Below are 15,927 nucleotides of genomic sequence, written 5' to 3' on the forward strand. Positions count from 1 at the left end.
GGACCGGCGGGCGCTTCGGGTCCCGGGTGCGGTCAGGTCGTCCCGCCGGACGCCGGACGGTCCGGGGGCGGGTCGGCGAGCGCGGTGCGCATGGTGTCGCGCAGGCGTTCCAGGAAGTCCTCGACCAGGTCCAGTTGCCCCGGCGGGTACTGCGCGACCAGGGCGTCCAGGTGTCCGGCCAGGGGCCCGAAGAACGCCCGCGCGGGCGTCTCGATGTCCGGGCCGCTGCGCAGGGTCACCACCCGGCGGTCGGCGTGCTCGCGGGTGCGCACGACGTGGCCGAGCTTCTCCAGCCGGTTGAGCAGGTTGGTGGTCGCGCCCGTGGTCAGCGACAGGCGTTCGCTGAGCCTGGTCGGGGTCAGCGGAGCGCCCTGGTCCTCCGCGTAGAGGATCTCGGCGAGGGCGGCGGCGTCGGTCGAGTGCAGGCCGAGCCAGCTCGCGAAGCGGCCGGTGAACTCGGTGTAGTTCGCGCCGAACGCCCGCAGCCCGTCCAGCAGTCGCGCGGCCCGTTCGCCGGCCTCGTCCATCGCCACTCCCCTTGATCGCGTGCGTTGACAACCTACCCACCCTCGATTTAGCTTCATCATGAAGCTACTTTATTCTGAAGCCAACTCGGGGGATCTCGTGCACCACTTCGCCGCCGTCGACCTCGGCCTCACCGAAACCGACGACCGCGCACCGGGCCGCGCCGATGGACCGGTGGTCCGCGTCGAGGCACCGGCGGGCGGGCCGGTCTGGATCGTCACCGATGCCGACCTCGCCCGGACCGTGCTCACCGACCCGCGCATCGTCAAGGACCCCGCGTCCGCGCCGCCGCACTGGGACCCGCAGCGGGCCGGCCTGGAGCAGACCGCCGCCGAACAGCCGTCGCTGACCACCCTGGACGGACCCGGGCACGCCGAACTCCGGCGGGCCCACGCCCCGCTGCTGAGCGCGAAGCGGGTGCGGGAGAACGCCGACCGCGTGCGCGCCACCGCCCGCCGGCTGCTCGCCGAGCTGCCCCGCGAGGTCGACCTGATGGCCGACTTCACCACCCGCTACCCGCTCACCGTCCTGCTGGACCTGCTCGGCATCCCCCCGGTCCACGTCGACCGGGCCGCCGCCGCGTGCCGGCTGCTGGTCGGGGGCGACCCGGCGACGGCCATCGCGGAGCTGGCAGCCGTGGCGGAACACGGGGTGGACGGTGCCGGCCTCGCCGCCGAACTGCGCGACCGCGTCCCGCCCGGCACCACGCGGGCCGACCTGCGCTACCACCTGTTCAGCCTGATCTTCGCCGGGCAGCTCACCACGGACGCCGCGCTGGGCCGCACCGTCGCCCACGCGCTCACCGACCGGCCGAGCGCCTCGGCGGAAGCCGACTTCGTCCGGGACACCCTCCGCCGGCACCCACCCGCCCCGTACTCGCTGTGGCGGTTCACCGCCACCGCGATCGAGCTGGCCGGCGAGCACCTGCCCGCGCACTCCCCCGTGCTGGTCGACATCGCGGCCGTCAACGCCGACCCGACCCGGGACGACGACCTGACCTTCGGCGCGGGCCCCCACTTCTGCATCGGGGCGCAGCTCGCCCTGCTGGAGTTGCGCGCGGTCGTGGCCGTGCTGCGCGACGACTACCCGGACGCCCGCCTGGCCGTGCCGCTCGCCGACCTGCGCCACACCGGGCCCGGCGGGATCATGGGCAGCCGGCTGACCGCGCTCCCGGTGATCCTGGAGTAGGTCAGACCGCCGCGAAAACGTCGTCCTGCGCCGACTCGCACGCCGTCAGCAGCGCGCCCCGGAGCACCGCCCCGCCACCCAGCGCGCTCGGCCGCACCACGGTCGCGATGGGCGACGCGGCGGTCAACCGGTCGGCGACGCGGGAGGCCAGCTCCTCGCCGCCCGCGCGGCCGATCTCACCGCCCAGCACCACGCACCCCGGGTCGAGCACGGCCGCGATCGAGGCCGCGCCCACGGCGACCCGATCGGCCAGGACGTCGAGGAACCCGTCCGCGCCGGTCGCCACGGCGTCCCGGACCACGGCCGCGCCCGCCAGGTCCGACGACGACGGGACCAGCCCGTGCCCGGCTGCCAGCTCCGCGATCGCCGCCGACGACGCCAGGCCGTGGAAGCCGCCGCCCGCCGGCCAGTCCTGGCCGGGCACCGGCAGGAAACCGAGCTCGCCCGCGCCGCCGGACGCGCCCCGGTGCAGGCCGCCGTTCACCACGAGCGCCGCGCCCGTGCCGTGGCCGAGCCAGAGCAGGGCGAACGTGTCGAGGTCGCGGGCGGTGCCCAGGCGGTGCTCGGCGACGGCGGCCACGCTGGTCTCGTTCTCCACCAGCAGCCGGCCGTCCAGCCGGGAGCGCAGTTCGGCCACCACCTCGCCGTGCCAGCGGGGCAGACCGGCGATGCCGCGCAGGTCGCCGCTGCGCGGGTCGACCAGACCGGGCACGCCCATGCCCACCGAGTGCAGCGTGGGCGCGCCCGCCTGGAACGCGGTGTCGGTGAGCAGGGTGAGCGTCCGGGCGACGGCGTGCTCGGTGGTGGTGGTCGGGCCGATCGGCGTGGACGCCTCGGCCAGCACCTCGCCGAGCAGGTCGGCCACCACCACGGACACGCCGTGCGTGCGGACGTCGAGCGCGGCGACGTGGGCGCGGGTCCGGACGATGCCGTAGAGCTGGGCGTTCGGGCCGCGCCGGCGGATGTCGACCTCGCCGACCACGGTGACCAGACCGGCGTCACCGAGGCGGCGGACCAGGTCGGCGATGGTCGGGCGGGACAGGCCGGTGAGCCGGGTGAGGTCGCCGGCCGTCAACGGGCCGGACCGCAGGAGGCGCAGCGCCTCCCGGTCGTTGATCGCACGAGCGGCGCTCGGTGATGCGGGCATTCCGGAATCCTCGCAGACCTGGGGCTGGTGGCCTTTCTTTCAGGAAACCTTCCTGATAATTTCGGCAACCGTCACTCGTTCGGGCAGTAGGCGGACGGCGGCCGGCGGTTGGCGGCTGGTGGTTCATGGCCGAGCGTGGCGGGTAGTGGCCGAGCGTGGCGGGGTCCGCGATCTGCGACGAACCGCGTCCGTCCGCGCGCTGCGAGCGACGACAAGCGACCGTGGACAACAGTTGTGGACAGCAGCCGTGCACGGTGGCCGGCGGCCGGTAGTGGGACGACAGCACTCGGGGAGGGGCGGGGACGTGGGCGAGGCAGAGGTGGTGGGCGGCGCGCAGGCGGTGCGGCGGGCCCGGATCGCGGTCGGGGCGGTGTTCTGCGTGCACGGCGCGGTGCTGGGGTCGTTCGCCACGCGGGTGCCGTGGATTCAGGAGCACGCCTCGCTCGGCGCGGGCCGGCTCGGGCTCGCGCTGGCGTTCCCGGCGATCGGTTCGGCGCTGGCCATGCCGTTCGCGGCGCGCCTGGGCCACCGCTTCGGCAGCAAGGCGACGCTGCGCGGCCTGCTCGCCCTGTGGACCCTGTCGCTGGTCCTGCCCTCGCTCGCCCCGAACCTGCTCACGCTGTGCGCGGCGCTGTTCGTGTTCGGCGCGTGCTCGGGCACCGCCGACGTCGTGATGAACGCCATCGGCGTGGAGGTCGAGCAGCGGCTCGGCCGCTCGATCATGTCCGGCCTGCACGGCATGTGGAGCGTGGGCGCGCTGCTCGGCTCGGCCGCCGGCACCGCCGCCGCCCACTTCGAGGTCGCCGCACCGCTGCACCACCTGGTCGCCGCCGCGGTGCTCACCGTCGCGGGGCTTCTCGCCGTCCAGCGGGTGCTGGACGTGCGCCCCGAGCAGGACGAGGAGCCGCCGCCGAGGTTCACGCTGCCGCCGAAGTCCGCGCTGCTGATCGGCGCGGTCGGGTTCTGCGCGGTGTTCGCCGAGGGCGCGAGCCTGGACTGGTCGGCCGTCTACCTGCGGGAGGTGCTGGGCACGTCGGCGGGGGTGGCCGCCGCGTCCACGACCGGGTTCGCGCTGACCATGGCGGTGGCCCGGATGGCGGGCGACGCCGTCGTCGACCGGATCGGCGCGGTGCGCGCGGTCCGCGCCGGCGGGCTGGTCGCCGCCGCCGGCGGCCTGCTGGTCGTGCTCGCGCCGAACCCGCCGGCGGCGATCGGCGGTTTCGGCCTGCTGGGCCTGGGCATCGCGGTCGTGGTGCCGCTGGCGTTCGCGGCGGCCGGTCGCAGCGGGACCAACCCGAGCCGGGCCATCGCGGGCGTCGCGACGGTCACCTACACGTCCAGCCTGATCGCCCCGTCGCTGATCGGCGGCATCGCGCAGGCCACCTCGTTGACCGTGTCGTTCATCGTGGTCACCGTGCTGGCGTGCGGCCTGATCGCGTTCGCCGGGGTGCTGCGCACCGACGACCGGGGCGAGTGACAGGCCGGCCACCTCGCCGAAGCGCTGGGCGGCGGCCGGAGGTGTCGCCGCCGAATTCCCGGGGCGCACCCTGCCGGACCCGTCGGCGGCGTTCACCGGCGAGGAGCACGCGGCGGCCTGGTGGATGCGGCGGTCGTGACCACGCGCACCCACCTGGTCCAAACCGTCCGGCTTCCCCCGGGGTGGAGGTCAGCCCGAGCCGTTCTCGACCCGGAACTGCTCCACCAGCTCCGGGTAGTGGTCGTCGGTCAACGCCTCCCCCGGCACCAGCCCGACGCTCCACGGCACCGCGCACGGCCCGGCGTGCTCCGGTTCCGGGCACAGCACCAGCTTGATCCGTTCGACCAGGTCACGGGCCTGCTCCTCGGTGGCGTAGACACCGATCCGGATCTCTTTGACCTCGCGTTCCCCCGCCATGCCACTACCTTAGCCGGCGGTCACCGGCAGCCACGTGCGCGCGGCCGACACCAGGGCGGCCACGCCGATCTCCAGGGTCGGGCTGATCACCGGGGCGTAATGCGGCGAGTGGTTGGCGGGCAGGCCGGTGGCCATCTCGCGGAGCGTGCCCAGCGACGTCGCGCCCGCGAACGCGGCCGGGTCCGCGCCGCCCAGCAGCCAGTACACCAGCGGCACGCCCGCCGCCGTGGCGAAGACGCCCACGTCCTCGCTGCCGGTCACCGGGCCGGGGTCGACCACGCGCGCGTCGGTCACCACCCGGGCCAGCGCGACGCGGGTGCGCGCCACCGCGTCCGGGTCGTTGACCACGGCCGGGTGGCCCGACACGAAGGTGATCTCCGGGTCGCGGGTCGCGCCGGACGCCACCGCCTCGGCCCGCACGATCCGCTCGATCGCGCCGAGCACCCGGTCCCGGACGGCGGGGGTGTAGCTGCGCACGCTCAGCAGCAGCTCGGCCGAGTCCGGGATGGTGTTGGCGACCGTGCCGGCGTTGATCGCGCCGACCGTCACCACGGCCGTGTCCAGACCGGACACCTCGCGCGACACCACCGCCTGCAACCGCAGCACGGTGGCGGCGGCCATCACCACCGGGTCCACCGCCGCCTCCGGCCGCGACCCGTGGCCGCCCTCGCCGTGGAGGGTGACCTTCAGGGTGTCCGCCGCGGCGAACGCCGGTCCGGGCCGCAGGCCGATCACGCCCGCCGGGATGGGGGTGACGTGCTGGCCCAGCACCACGTCCGGCCTGCCGACCCGGTCGAACAGGCCGTCGTCCACCATGCCCTGCGCGCCGCCGCCGAGCTCCTCGGCGGGCTGGAACACCGCGAGCACGGTGCCCCGCCACGTGTCGCGCGTCGCCGCGAGCTCCCGGGCGGCTCCGACCAGGCAGGTCACGTGCACGTCGTGCCCGCAGGCGTGCATGACCGGGACCGGGTGGCCGTCCCGGTCGACGACGACCGTGCTGGCGTACGGGAGCCCGGTGCGCTCGGCGACGGGCAGGGCGTCCATGTCGGCGCGCAGCAGGGCGGTGGGCCCGTCGCCGTTGCGCAGCACCCCCGCCACGCCGGTGCCACCGATCCCCTCGGTGGTGTCGAACCCGGCGGCGCGGAGCTCCCGCGCGGCGATGGCCGCCGTGCGGGTCTCCGCGAAACCGAGTTCCGGGTGCCGGTGCAGGTCGCGGTAGAGGTCGTCGAGGTCCACGCCGACCACTATCGGCGCGGCGCGCCCACCGGGCAACACGTCGGGCCGGCACCGCGACGGGTGCCGGCCCGGTGGACCGCGCGTGCGGGCCGGTCAGCTCTGGGGCACCGGCTCCTCGGCGGGCACCTCGGCGGGCTCGTCCTTCTTGCGGGTGTCCTTGGTGGCCACGTACCCGATCACCGCGCCGACGAACGCCAGCGCGCCGAGCACCGGCCACACCGAGTGGCCCAGTTGCAGGAACAGGAAGCCGCCGATGATCGGGCCGGCCGCCGAGCCCAGGCCGAAGACGAACTGGAAGCTGCCGATGTAGCGGCCCTTGAGGTGCGGGGGCGCGATCAGGCCGGGGTAGGAGAACACCACCGGGCCGCCGATGATCTCGGCCAGCGTCCACAGCAGGGTGCCGATGATGATCACGGTCGGGCCCAGCGGCAGGCCGTACGCGGCGACACCGAGGCCCAGCAGCACGAAGGTCGTCGCCACGACCATCTTCGCGGGCAGGTTCTGCGTGGTCTTGGTGACCACGAGCTCGAACAGGATCACCACCGCGCCGTTGAGGGCGACGGCGAAGGTGTACCAGAAGATCGGCACGCCGGACTGCGCGACGTCCAGCGGCAGCGTCACCATGTACTGCACGTAGACCAGGCCGTTGATGAACACCACGAACAGGAACGCCAGGTAGCGCCGGTCCTTGAACACGTCGGCGTAGCTGCCCGTCGCCGCCGGCGCGCCGTCGGCCGCGGCGTCGCTCCGCAGGCCCTTCTCCTCCGCCTTGGACGGCAGCGCGAAGTGCGCGAGCACCGCGTACGCGCCCGCCACCACGGCTTCGCCCCAGAACAGCAGGTGGTAGCTGTCGCCGCCGAACTGGTAGAGGCCGAAGCCGATCAGCGGCGCGGCCGTGGTGCCCAGGTTCAGGCCGAACCGGTACATCGCGAAGATCATGACCTGGCGGTCGTCGTCGGTCAGCTCGGACAGCAGCGTCGCGGACGCCGGCCGGTAGACCTGCCCGACCGCGCCGACCAGGGCGATCGCCACGATCAGCAGCGCGTAGTTCGGCAGGTAGAGCAGGGCCGCGATCAGCGCCGCCGACCCCGCCATGCTGAGCACGGTCGAGTTGCGCGCGCCCAGCCGGTCGGCCAGCGCGCCGCCGATCAGCACGCCGATCACGCTGCCCACGCCGTACACGCCGAGCGCGGTGGCCGCCTGGCCCGCGGAGTAACCCTGGGCCGTCAGGTACAGCACCAGGAAGATGTTGAGGAAGCCGCCGACCTTGTTGACGAAGACGCCGCCCAGGACCGCCTTCACCGCCATCGGCGACTCGGCGAACGTGGTCCAGATGCCTGCTGACTTGTTCTGCGTTGCCATCACTTCACGTCTCTCGGGGGTTGCGGGGGGTTCAGGCGGGTGTGACGTCGAACGCGGCCTCGGCCGCGTTCAACCGGTAGGCGACCTGCTCGCGGGTCTCGCCGGTGGCGACGGCGAACGCGATGCGGCCCCAGACCGTGCCCTTGGGCGGCGGCGAGACGACGGTGCCGGGTTTGGCGACCACCACGACTCGTTCGATCCCCTCGGGCAAGGCATTCTCCGCGAAACCGAGCGATCCGATGGTCGTGTCGTCCTCGGACACATAGAAGAACCGAATGCCGGCGACGCGACCTCGGGTGGGCGTCAGGTCCACCGGCCGCCCGGTGACGGCGGCGGCGGCCACCAGGCCGGGGTCGATGCCGGTGGCCAGCGAGCCCAGGAACGGGATCATGTCGCCGCCGAGGCGGCCGTTGACCTCGATGACCTTCGGGCCGTCGGCGGTGAGCATGAACTCGGAGTGGGTGGTGCCGTCGGTGAAGCCGAGCGCCTCGTGCGTGCGCTGCAACGCCTTGAGCAGGACGGGGTCCGTCAGCAGCGGGTCGGCCGCGTCGACGAAGTGGCCGACCTCCTCGGCGTACGGCGGGTAGCCGACGACCTTGCGGCCGATGAACAGCGGGGTCACCTCGCCGGCGCGCACCACCGAGTCGACGCTGATCTCCTCGCCGGACACGAACTCCTCGACCAGGACCGGCTGGTCGGTGTCGAACACCACCGGCTCCGGCCCCTCGGCGGCGACGGTGAACGCGAAGTGGGCGCGCAGCCCGGCCTCGTCCTCGACCTTGATCACGCCGAGGCTCGCGCCCAGGCCGCGCGGCTTGAGGATGGCCGGGTAGCCGACCACCTCCGCCGCCGCCGCGGCGTCGTCCACGGTCTTGACCGGGATGGAACGGGGCTGCGGGACGCCCGCGACGTCGAGCGCCGCGCGGGTCTGCCCCTTGTCCCGCAGCCGCCACACGACCTCCGGGTCGCCGTTGCGGACGCCGAGCTCCCGCGCGACGAACGACGCGGCGTGGATGCGCGCCTCGTCCCAGCACAGGACGCCGGCGACGGTCTCCCGCGCGGCGATCTCGCGCGCGGCCTCGGCCATCGCCGGACCGTCCATGGTGTTGGGCAGCACGGTCCAGCCGGCCGCGTACTCCTTCTCCCACTCGGGTTGCGCGGTGAGGAACAGGTGGACGCGGTATTCGGCGCTGATCGAGCGCAGCAGGTATTCGCGGTAGGTCCGCATACCGGTGGCGACCACCAGCAGCAGCGGGCGGGTGTCCTCGGTGCCGGTCATGACGCGGTGCCTCATCTCTCGTTGCGACGTACGGTTGCCCGGTGGTGGACCAGCCCCTGGACGCCTTCGGCCGCGCTGGTCCCGGGGGCCTGTCCCCGGGTGGTGGCGGTGTGCGCCGCCGGAGCGACACTCCACTTCGGACGTGACAGGGGTCCGAAGTGGACCGCAGAGCCGGAGGAGGGCGCGGACACCGGTCGGTCCGCGCCGCCCCCACCGGCCGCGAGGACCGTCAGCCCTCGTCTTCCAGGTAGTACCAGTTCTCCGGGTTGATCATCCCGTACGGGTTGACCGGCCCGAAGCCGTGCAGCGAGTTCGCCACCTCGAACAGCCGGATCGGGAAGTTCGGGGTGAAGATCACCGGGACCTGCTCGGCGATGTAGTCCTGGTACTCGTAGAGCACGTCCAGGTCGTCCGTGGTGACCGTGCGCTCGATCAGCTCGTCGGCCCTCGGGTCGGAGTAGAACCCGAAGTTGCCGCCCGCGCCGGTGGAGAACAGGATCTCACCGGTCGGGTGGTGGTAGGCCCAGCCGCCGTTCCAGCAGCACATCTCCCACAGGCACGGGGTTTCCTCGGTCGCCTTGCAGGGCGCGTCCTCGGCCACCAGGACCGAGCCGTACACCTCCTGGAGCACCAGCTCGACGCCCGCCTCGGCGGCGGCGGCGCGGAAGCCCTCCATCACGCGGGTCAGGGCGGGCCGGCCCTCGACGTAGCGCATCAGGATCTTCAGCTCGGTGCCGGCCGGGATGCCCTCCCCCGCCTCGCCGGGCCCGGTGCCGGGCCGCACGCACACGGCGGGCGTCCGGGTGGTGTCCCACCCGTTGGCCTCCAGCAGCTCCTTGGCGTGCCCCGGGTCGAACGGCAGCGGCCACGCGCCCTCGCGCTGGCGCGGCGAGACGTAGTCGGTCTTCGGGTACATCGGGACCGGGCCGTTCTGCCGGTAGGCGTAGCCCTGGTAGATGTCCCGGACCGCGGTGTCCTGGTCCAGCACGCTCTGCAACGCCTGCCGCAGGTAGGTCTGCGCGAACATCTTGCCGACCACGGTGGGGTTGTTGTAGTTCAGCGAGATGTACCGGATGCAGAACGCGGTCTGCGGGTGCATGGTGTAGGTGTCGGCCAGCGGGTTCGGCCCGCCGACCACCGGGTCGACGGCGGGTTCGGTGGCGAAGCTCAGCGGCAGGTACCCGACCTGGATGCCGTGCTCGGCGTCCGGCCCGGCCTGGAGCATCTTGTACTGCTCCTCGTCGGAGAACGTCGGCACCTGGCGGAACTCGTCCAGGTAGGGCTTGTTCGGCCCCGAGTAGTGCTCGTTGGGCACGAACGTGACGATGCCTTCGAGCGTGTAGCTCTTGAGCCGCCACGGCCCGCTGACGACGCTCCAGATGGGGCTGTCGGCCCACCTGGTGCGGTGCGCGTTGCCCTCGTCGACGATGTTGCCCTGCTGCTCCATCAGGTACTCGTAGACGGCGGCCACGTCCGCGAGGTCGCCGGAGGCGTTGGCCGGGCCGGCCTCGGTGCGGTCCCACGACCTGGGCAGCGGGGTGATGGTGCTGAGCTGGTTGTGCAGCACCCAGTGCTTCGAGTAGACCTTGTCGAAGGTGAAGTACACCTTGTCCTCGGCCAGCTTGCCGTAGGAGGTGAGGTTGTCCGGGAAGTAGCCCGGCACGTACTCGCCGTACCGCGCGCCCTTGACCTTCATCAGGTTGACCCAGAACAGCACGTTGTCCGCGGAGATCGTCTCGCCGCTGGACCACTTCCACGGCTTGATCGTGACGGTGACGGTGAGCCCGTCCTCGCTCCACTCCGGCGGTTCGCCGATGCTCTGGGTGTAGTCCACGTTCGGCGTGCCGTCGCTGCCGAAGTAGTACAGCGTGCGGTACATCAGCGCCTGGAACTCCAGGATGTTGCGGGTGCCCATGCGCTCGGCCGGGGTGAACGGGAAGATCACCGCGGGCGGGAAGCCGGGCGCGCACGCCCAGGTCACGACGCCGCCCCTGCGGGGTGCGCCCCCGGCGGCGGTCGGCGCGGGAATGGTGCTGGCGGAAGTCATCGGTGTCCTCGTCGTCTCAGCTTGCCTGCGGGATTTCCTCGATCACGGACACACCGCTGGAGGCGTGCGCGCCGAAGCGCTCCCACACCTCGTCCAGCCGGATGCGGCCGTCGGACAGCACGTTGGGCGTGCTCCGGCAGTGCCCGGAGACCACGTCGCCGTCGTCGAGCACCATGCAGTAGGCGAAGTCCAGCGAACCGTCCGCGCCGGCGGTCCCGGTAAGCGCGCCCCGGCGGGCCTTGCCGCCCAGGAACTCGCCCCACAGCAGGTCGCCGTCCTGGTGGTAGACCGCGACCCGGCTCTCCTCGGGCGCGCCGTCCGCGACCGGCCGGAACCTCTTGCCGTTGTAGTTGATCACTTTCCGTGCTCTCCCAGCGTGTCGAGCGGGCAGCGCCGTGCGCCGCCGCCGAGGTCGGTGGTGCGGGCCCGGCGTCGCGATCGGTGCGACGCCGGGCGCGGGTCTAGCGGAACTCGACCCGGATCTTCGACGCGAAGTCGGTCATCAGGGCCAGGGCGTCCTGCTCGGAGGTGCCCGTGGTGCCGAGGAAGCCGAGGATGGTGTTGCCGTCCGGCGGGCGCTTGATCTCGTCGCCGGGGCTCGCGGTGATCTTGAGCAGGAAGACCCGGTCGGACCCGCTCACCTCCTCGGGCACGACCACGCGGTCCACCACGCCGGCCTCGGAGATCAGGCACATGGCGGTGATGTGCGTGCCCGTCGGCCGGAAGTGCCGCACGTCCGGCCGCCGGTCCGCGCCGATCGCGACCACGGCCGCGATCGGGTCGTGCTCGGCGGTGATCCGGGCGATCATGTCCAGCCCGCCGCCGCCGACCCGCGCGGCGATCTCCAGCAGGTGGGGCCTGCCGTCGTGGAACCGGACCTCGGCGTGCATCACGCTGCGCCGCAACCCCTGCGCGAGCGCACCGGCCTTGACCACCTCGTGCACGGCGACCAGGTCCTCGGCGCTCATCGAGGTGGGCGCGTGGTGCACGTCGTCGTCGAACGTGCCGCCCTCGGCGGTGATCCGGTCCACCACCGAGCCCAGGTACAGCTCGCCGTCCCAGGAGACGGCCTCCATCAGGTATTCCTTGCCGTCCAGGAAGGACTCGACCAGCAGCCCGTTCGGCCCGAGGTCGATGCCGTCGGCCTCGGAGTTGGCCCAGAACATCTCCCGGATGCCGGCGGCGGCCTGCTCGTAGTGCTCGACCAGCTCGGCGTCGTCGTCGCACTTGAACACGAAGTGGCTGCCCGCGCCGAGGGTGGGCTTGATGATCACCGGGTAGCCGAACTCGCGGGCCGCGTCCCGCGCCTGGGCCAGTTCGGTGACGTACCGGAAGCCCGGGATCGGCGCGCCCGCCCTCTCGTGGGCCTGGCGCATCAGCAGCTTGTTGCGGCTGTTGAGCGCGGCCTCCACGCCGATGCCCGGCAGGCCGAGCGCCTCGGCGATCGCGGCGACGGCGACCACGGCCGCCTCCGAGAAGGTGATGACGCCGGCGAAGTCCTCCACCGCGTGCCACTGCTTCGCGGTGGCGATCATGTCCTCGATGTTCTTCGTGCCCACCAGCCGGTAGCGGTCGGCGGGCCAGAAGTCCTCGGTGCCCTCGCCGTTGAGGACGTACAGCTCCGCGCCCAGCGCCTCCACCTGCTGGTAGCGCGAGTGGTAGTACTGGAGGTACTGGCGGGTTTCCACGGTCAGCAGCTTCACGGCCGTCCTCCTATCGAGCGCCGTCGAGCGCCGGTGCGAAACCGGTCGGCGCGGTGGTGGCGGGCAGGCGGGGGAACCGGAACAGCGGCACGGTCTCGGCGCTCGCCGAGGCCAGCGCCAGGTCCACGCCCTCGGCCGACAGCGCGTCCGCGACGTCGACCAGGATCGGCGCGGCGCACGCGAGCAGGGTGCGGGCTTCGAGCAGCAGGTCGCCGGGCGCGACGGGCGAGTGCCCGTTGCGCTTGCCGTCCACCGACTCGGCCAGCGCGCGCAGCCGCCCGAGCTGGGTGATGACGGTCTCCGCGGCGCGGCCCAGGCTGAAGTTGGGCAGCTCGTAGCACAGCCGGAACCGGTCGAGCATGTTCGCCGAGCGCCGCCGGCCGTCCTCGGTGGTCCTCGGGACGCCGGACACGCCGACCACCGCCAGCGCCACGGCGTCCGCCAACGCGTTCCACGGCTCGATCAGCCGCCGGGTGGTGACCGCGTGCAGCGCGTCCCGGCTGAAGTTGGTGCGCTGGTACTCCGGCGCGGTCAGCGCCAGGAAGAACCGGACCAGGTCGCGCGGCACCTCGGCGAGCAGGTCCGCGCTCCAGATCAGGTGGTTGCGGCTGGTGGAGAACTTCTCGCCGTCCAGGTCGTAGAACTCGTTGCAGACGTTGGACTCCGGCGTGGCGTACCGGTTGCCGTGCGCCAGCAGCATGACCAGGTCCACCAGGCCCCAGTGGTACACGTTGTCGAAGCCGTGGAAGTACACCAGTTCCGCGTCGGACTCGGCCCGCCACAGGTGGTCGGTGTCGCCGGTCGGCACGCCGAGCTTCCCGGCCGCCCACCACGTGCTGTAGATCGACGCGGGCATCGCCTCGATCCACGGGTACAGGACCTGGTCGGGCGTCTCGGGGAACGGGGCCGCGATGCCCCACGTGCCGGGGAAGGTGACCGGCACGTCCGGCAGCGGGCGGGCGAGCAGCTCGCCGATCAACTGCTTGGCGTGCGGTCGCCAGCGCGGCGTGCGCGCGGCGTAGTAGCTGGTGAGCCGTTCCCGGTACTCCTCCATGGGCAGCACCAGGATGGTCTGCTCGCGGTAGACCACCGGGTCGGCGGGGTCGATGGTGTACTTCGGGTCGACCAGCTCGTCGAAGTTGTTGGGGTGCCCGCAGTTCTCGCACGCGCCGCCGCAACTGCCCGCCATGCACACCGGGCAGGTGCCCGACACCAGGCCGTCGTAGAGGAACCGGCCCGCGTTCTTGGCGTAGGGCAGGCGGACCGTGCGCAGCCGGAACCGGCCGGCGGCGTGCAGGTCGGCCACGTAGTCCAGCACCGTGCGCCGGTACCGGTCGTCGATCGGCGGCAGGCCGGGCATCAGCGTGCCCATGGCGGTCAGCGAGCGCTGGATCTTCGCGGTCGAGGTCTCCACCAGGTCCTCGGGCGTGGTGCCCCGGCGGTGCGCGGTGGACAGCACGTAGCTCTGGCTGTCGTCGGTGCAGGTCGTGTAGATGACCTGGCGGCCGTTGGCGCGCAGGTAGCGGGCGTAGACGTCGCCGGCCAGGTACGGGCCCGCCATGTGGCCGACGTGCAGGTCCCCGTTGGGGGTGGGGGTCGCGGCGACGACGATCGCCGGACGGGGTCGGCCGGTCACGCGGACTCCTCGTGGCGGGCGGCGAACTTCTCGGTCATCTCGGCGTCCCACCAGATCGCGTAGAACTCGAAGTCGGCGTCGCCGCGGTTGACGACCTGGTGCCGCTCGTTCGGCGTGAAGTGCACGACGTCGCCCGCGACGAACGGCGTCTCGCCGGCCTCGGTGAGGATGTGCGACTCGCCGGCCATGGCCACCCAGATCTCGTACTCGTGGTGGCCGTGCGCACCGGACTCCGCGCCCGGCCGCACCACGCACCAGGAGCCCTCGAACGGCGCGTTGACCAGCGACCACGGCATCAGCCGCTGGGCGACGAGGCCGTTGTCCCGCTTCAGGTTGTCCCGGTCGAGCTTGCGGATCTCCATCATGATCGCGATTCCTCCGTGGTGGGTGGCTCAGGCGGGGTGGGGCACGGTCGCCAGCAGTTCGGCGGCCGACCGGGGGCGGGTGTCCGGTGCGGACGTCGCGCGACCGTCGAGCAGGTCGCCGACGATCTCGCCGGCGCGGATCGCGAGCACGCTGATCAGCGAGTCGGCGATGCCGTGGGTGGACTCGTTCACGCCCTGGAGGTAGACCCGGGCCTCCACCGACGCGGGCAGCGTCATCCGGTACTTGCGGGTGACGGTGAAGTTGTCGTCGACGCCGACCGCCGCCGCCAGCGCGCGGGTCATCGCGGGCATCCGCTTCGCGAAGCCGGTGCCGAGCATGACCACGTCGCAGCGCAGCTCGTCGGTCTCGCCGGTCTTGCGGTCCAGCAGGGTCAGCACGACCTCGTCGCCGTCCGACTGGGCGTTGGCGATCTCGGTCATCGGGATCATCCGCAGCCGCTCCGCGCCGGTCAGCTTCTCCAGGTAGATCGTGCGGTAGAGGTTCTCCAGCATCGCCGGGGCGAGGCCCGCGTAGTTCGTGCGGTGCATCTCCTGGAGGAGCTGCTCGCGGGCGGCGGGCTGGGCCGCGTTGAAGGTGTCCACGAAGGACGGGTAGAACAGCTCGTTGGTGAACTTGCTGCTCTCGTAGCCGTTCAGGCCGATCGAGCGCATCACCATGGTGACCTGGGCGTTGGGGAACGCCTGGTGCGTGGACCAGACCATCTCGGCCGCGCTCTGCGCGCCGCCCACCACGACCACGCGGTGCGGCGCGGCGGGGTCGAGCTTGCCGACCCGGTCGAGGAACTCGGTGCTGTGGATGACCCGCTCGCGGGGCAGCGTGGCGAACTGGGCGGGCACGTGGGCGTCGCGGCCCGCGCCGACGACCAGGTCGCGGCAGCGCACCGTGCTGCCGTCGGCGAAGCGCACCAGCCAGCCGGTGACCTGGCCCGCGACCACGTCACCGGGCTCCACGCCGACGACGCGGCGGCCGTGCTCGACCCGCACCGCGGTCAGCGAGCGCGCCACCCACGACAGGTAGTCGGAGATCTCCAACCGGTAGGGCGTGAAGGAGCCCAGGTTGATGAACTCGTCCAGCCTGCCGATCGAGTGCAGGTAGTTGACGAACGAGAACTCGCTGCGCGGGTTGCGCAGGGTCACGAGGTCCTTGAGGAAGGAGACCTGGCTCTGCGACCAGGGCAGCAGCATCCCGCGCTGCCAGGCGACGTCCTCGTGCTGTTCGACGATGAGGGTGCGGGCGGCGAGGTCGGGCGCGAGTTCTTCCAACGCCACGCCCAGCGCCAGGTTCGCCGGCCCCGCGCCGATCGCCAGCAGCTCTACATCCCGGTGGTCCAACGCATTCTCCCAAACCTTGAAGTGGGTGGCACCGCGACGGCGGGGCCACGCGAGACGGACCGGGTTGTGCCCCGGTAGGGAGGGAATTCGGTCCGTCGGCACCGGAAAGAATTCCGGGCCAGGCAGTCTGATTGAGCCCGAGCCGGCTCGACGGACGAAACCGTAGGTGACCGGGCAGCAACCGACAAGGCT

14 protein-coding genes are annotated in these 15,927 nt (G+C 72.5%); 2 read left to right on the forward strand and 12 right to left on the reverse strand.

Translation table 11 applies throughout. The annotated features are described in order from the left end of the window. Positions 1 to 32: 32 nt before the first annotated feature. Positions 33 to 527, reverse strand: a complete 495-nt coding sequence (locus tag AB0G01_RS16700) for a MarR family transcriptional regulator (RefSeq protein ID WP_360945930.1) — start codon at positions 525 to 527, stop codon at positions 33 to 35. Between the two features lie 58 nt (positions 528 to 585). On the opposite strand from AB0G01_RS16700, the gene AB0G01_RS16705 reads away from it, so the two are divergent. Beyond that, positions 586 to 1,713 carry a cytochrome P450 gene (locus tag AB0G01_RS16705; protein ID WP_360945933.1) on the forward strand — a complete coding sequence of 376 codons (1,128 nt, stop codon included), beginning with the start codon at positions 586 to 588 and terminating at the stop codon, positions 1,711 to 1,713. A 1-nt stretch (position 1,714) separates the two neighbouring features. On the opposite strand, the gene AB0G01_RS16710 is transcribed toward AB0G01_RS16705, so the two are convergent. Then, positions 1,715 to 2,860 carry an ROK family transcriptional regulator gene (locus tag AB0G01_RS16710; RefSeq protein WP_360945936.1) on the reverse strand — a complete coding sequence of 382 codons (1,146 nt, stop codon included), beginning with the start codon at positions 2,858 to 2,860 and terminating at the stop codon, positions 1,715 to 1,717. Positions 2,861 to 3,164: 304 nt separating this feature from the next. Here AB0G01_RS16710 and AB0G01_RS16715 point away from each other — a divergent pair, with 304 nt between their 5' ends. Beyond that, complete coding sequence (locus AB0G01_RS16715) at positions 3,165 to 4,337, forward strand: MFS transporter (RefSeq protein WP_360945939.1); 1,173 nt, start codon at positions 3,165 to 3,167, stop codon at positions 4,335 to 4,337. A 189-nt stretch (positions 4,338 to 4,526) separates the two neighbouring features. On the opposite strand, the gene AB0G01_RS16720 is transcribed toward AB0G01_RS16715, so the two are convergent. The 10 genes from AB0G01_RS16720 to AB0G01_RS16765 form a co-directional block, all read right to left on the reverse strand. After that, positions 4,527 to 4,754, reverse strand: coding sequence for a hypothetical protein (locus AB0G01_RS16720; RefSeq protein ID WP_360945942.1), 228 nt, complete (start codon positions 4,752 to 4,754; stop codon positions 4,527 to 4,529). Between the two features lie 9 nt (positions 4,755 to 4,763). Next, complete coding sequence (locus AB0G01_RS16725; protein WP_360945948.1) at positions 4,764 to 5,990, reverse strand: amidohydrolase; 1,227 nt, start codon at positions 5,988 to 5,990, stop codon at positions 4,764 to 4,766. Positions 5,991 to 6,083: 93 nt separating this feature from the next. Then, positions 6,084 to 7,352 (reverse strand): MFS transporter, encoded by a 1,269-nt coding sequence (locus AB0G01_RS16730; RefSeq protein WP_360945951.1) that lies wholly within the window; start codon positions 7,350 to 7,352, stop codon positions 6,084 to 6,086. Positions 7,353 to 7,383: 31 nt separating this feature from the next. Beyond that, complete coding sequence (locus tag AB0G01_RS16735; RefSeq protein ID WP_360945954.1) at positions 7,384 to 8,631, reverse strand: ATP-grasp domain-containing protein; 1,248 nt, start codon at positions 8,629 to 8,631, stop codon at positions 7,384 to 7,386. 229 nt (positions 8,632 to 8,860) lie between these two features. Next, positions 8,861 to 10,678, reverse strand: coding sequence for an ABC transporter substrate-binding protein (locus AB0G01_RS16740; RefSeq protein ID WP_360945957.1), 1,818 nt, complete (start codon positions 10,676 to 10,678; stop codon positions 8,861 to 8,863). Positions 10,679 to 10,694: 16 nt separating this feature from the next. Further along, complete coding sequence (locus AB0G01_RS16745) at positions 10,695 to 11,036, reverse strand: hypothetical protein (RefSeq protein WP_360945960.1); 342 nt, start codon at positions 11,034 to 11,036, stop codon at positions 10,695 to 10,697. Positions 11,037 to 11,139: 103 nt separating this feature from the next. Beyond that, positions 11,140 to 12,381: an ATP-grasp domain-containing protein gene (locus AB0G01_RS16750; protein WP_360945963.1), complete on the reverse strand. Its 1,242-nt coding sequence runs from the start codon at positions 12,379 to 12,381 to the stop codon at positions 11,140 to 11,142. 10 nt (positions 12,382 to 12,391) lie between these two features. Further along, positions 12,392 to 14,017, reverse strand: a complete 1,626-nt coding sequence (locus AB0G01_RS16755; protein ID WP_360945966.1) for a class I tRNA ligase family protein — start codon at positions 14,015 to 14,017, stop codon at positions 12,392 to 12,394. After that, positions 14,014 to 14,382 (reverse strand): cupin domain-containing protein, encoded by a 369-nt coding sequence (locus tag AB0G01_RS16760; protein WP_360945969.1) that lies wholly within the window; start codon positions 14,380 to 14,382, stop codon positions 14,014 to 14,016. The genes AB0G01_RS16755 and AB0G01_RS16760 overlap by 4 nt, the downstream gene beginning before the upstream one ends. A gap of 27 nt (positions 14,383 to 14,409) precedes the next feature. Continuing rightward, positions 14,410 to 15,735 (reverse strand): SidA/IucD/PvdA family monooxygenase, encoded by a 1,326-nt coding sequence (locus AB0G01_RS16765; RefSeq protein ID WP_360945972.1) that lies wholly within the window; start codon positions 15,733 to 15,735, stop codon positions 14,410 to 14,412. Positions 15,736 to 15,927: the final 192 nt, after the last annotated feature.

Origin of the sequence: Actinosynnema sp. NPDC023587, assembly GCF_040640215.1 — a bacterium.
Classification (GTDB): domain Bacteria; phylum Actinomycetota; class Actinomycetes; order Mycobacteriales; family Pseudonocardiaceae; genus Actinosynnema.

Excerpts from the sequence above, each read along its gene's own strand:
- AB0G01_RS16700 (WP_360945930.1), bottom strand. The coding sequence starts at position 527 with ATGGACGAGGCCGGCGAACGGGCCGCGCGACTGCTGGACGGGCTGCGG.
- AB0G01_RS16705 (WP_360945933.1), top strand. The coding sequence starts at position 586 with ATGAAGCTACTTTATTCTGAAGCCAACTCGGGGGATCTCGTGCACCAC.
- AB0G01_RS16710 (WP_360945936.1), bottom strand. The coding sequence starts at position 2,860 with ATGCCCGCATCACCGAGCGCCGCTCGTGCGATCAACGACCGGGAGGCG.
- AB0G01_RS16720 (WP_360945942.1), bottom strand. The coding sequence starts at position 4,754 with ATGGCGGGGGAACGCGAGGTCAAAGAGATCCGGATCGGTGTCTACGCC.
- AB0G01_RS16730 (WP_360945951.1), bottom strand. The coding sequence starts at position 7,352 with ATGGCAACGCAGAACAAGTCAGCAGGCATCTGGACCACGTTCGCCGAG.
- AB0G01_RS16735 (WP_360945954.1), bottom strand. The coding sequence starts at position 8,631 with ATGACCGGCACCGAGGACACCCGCCCGCTGCTGCTGGTGGTCGCCACC.
- AB0G01_RS16740 (WP_360945957.1), bottom strand. The coding sequence starts at position 10,678 with ATGACTTCCGCCAGCACCATTCCCGCGCCGACCGCCGCCGGGGGCGCA.
- AB0G01_RS16760 (WP_360945969.1), bottom strand. The coding sequence starts at position 14,382 with ATGATGGAGATCCGCAAGCTCGACCGGGACAACCTGAAGCGGGACAAC.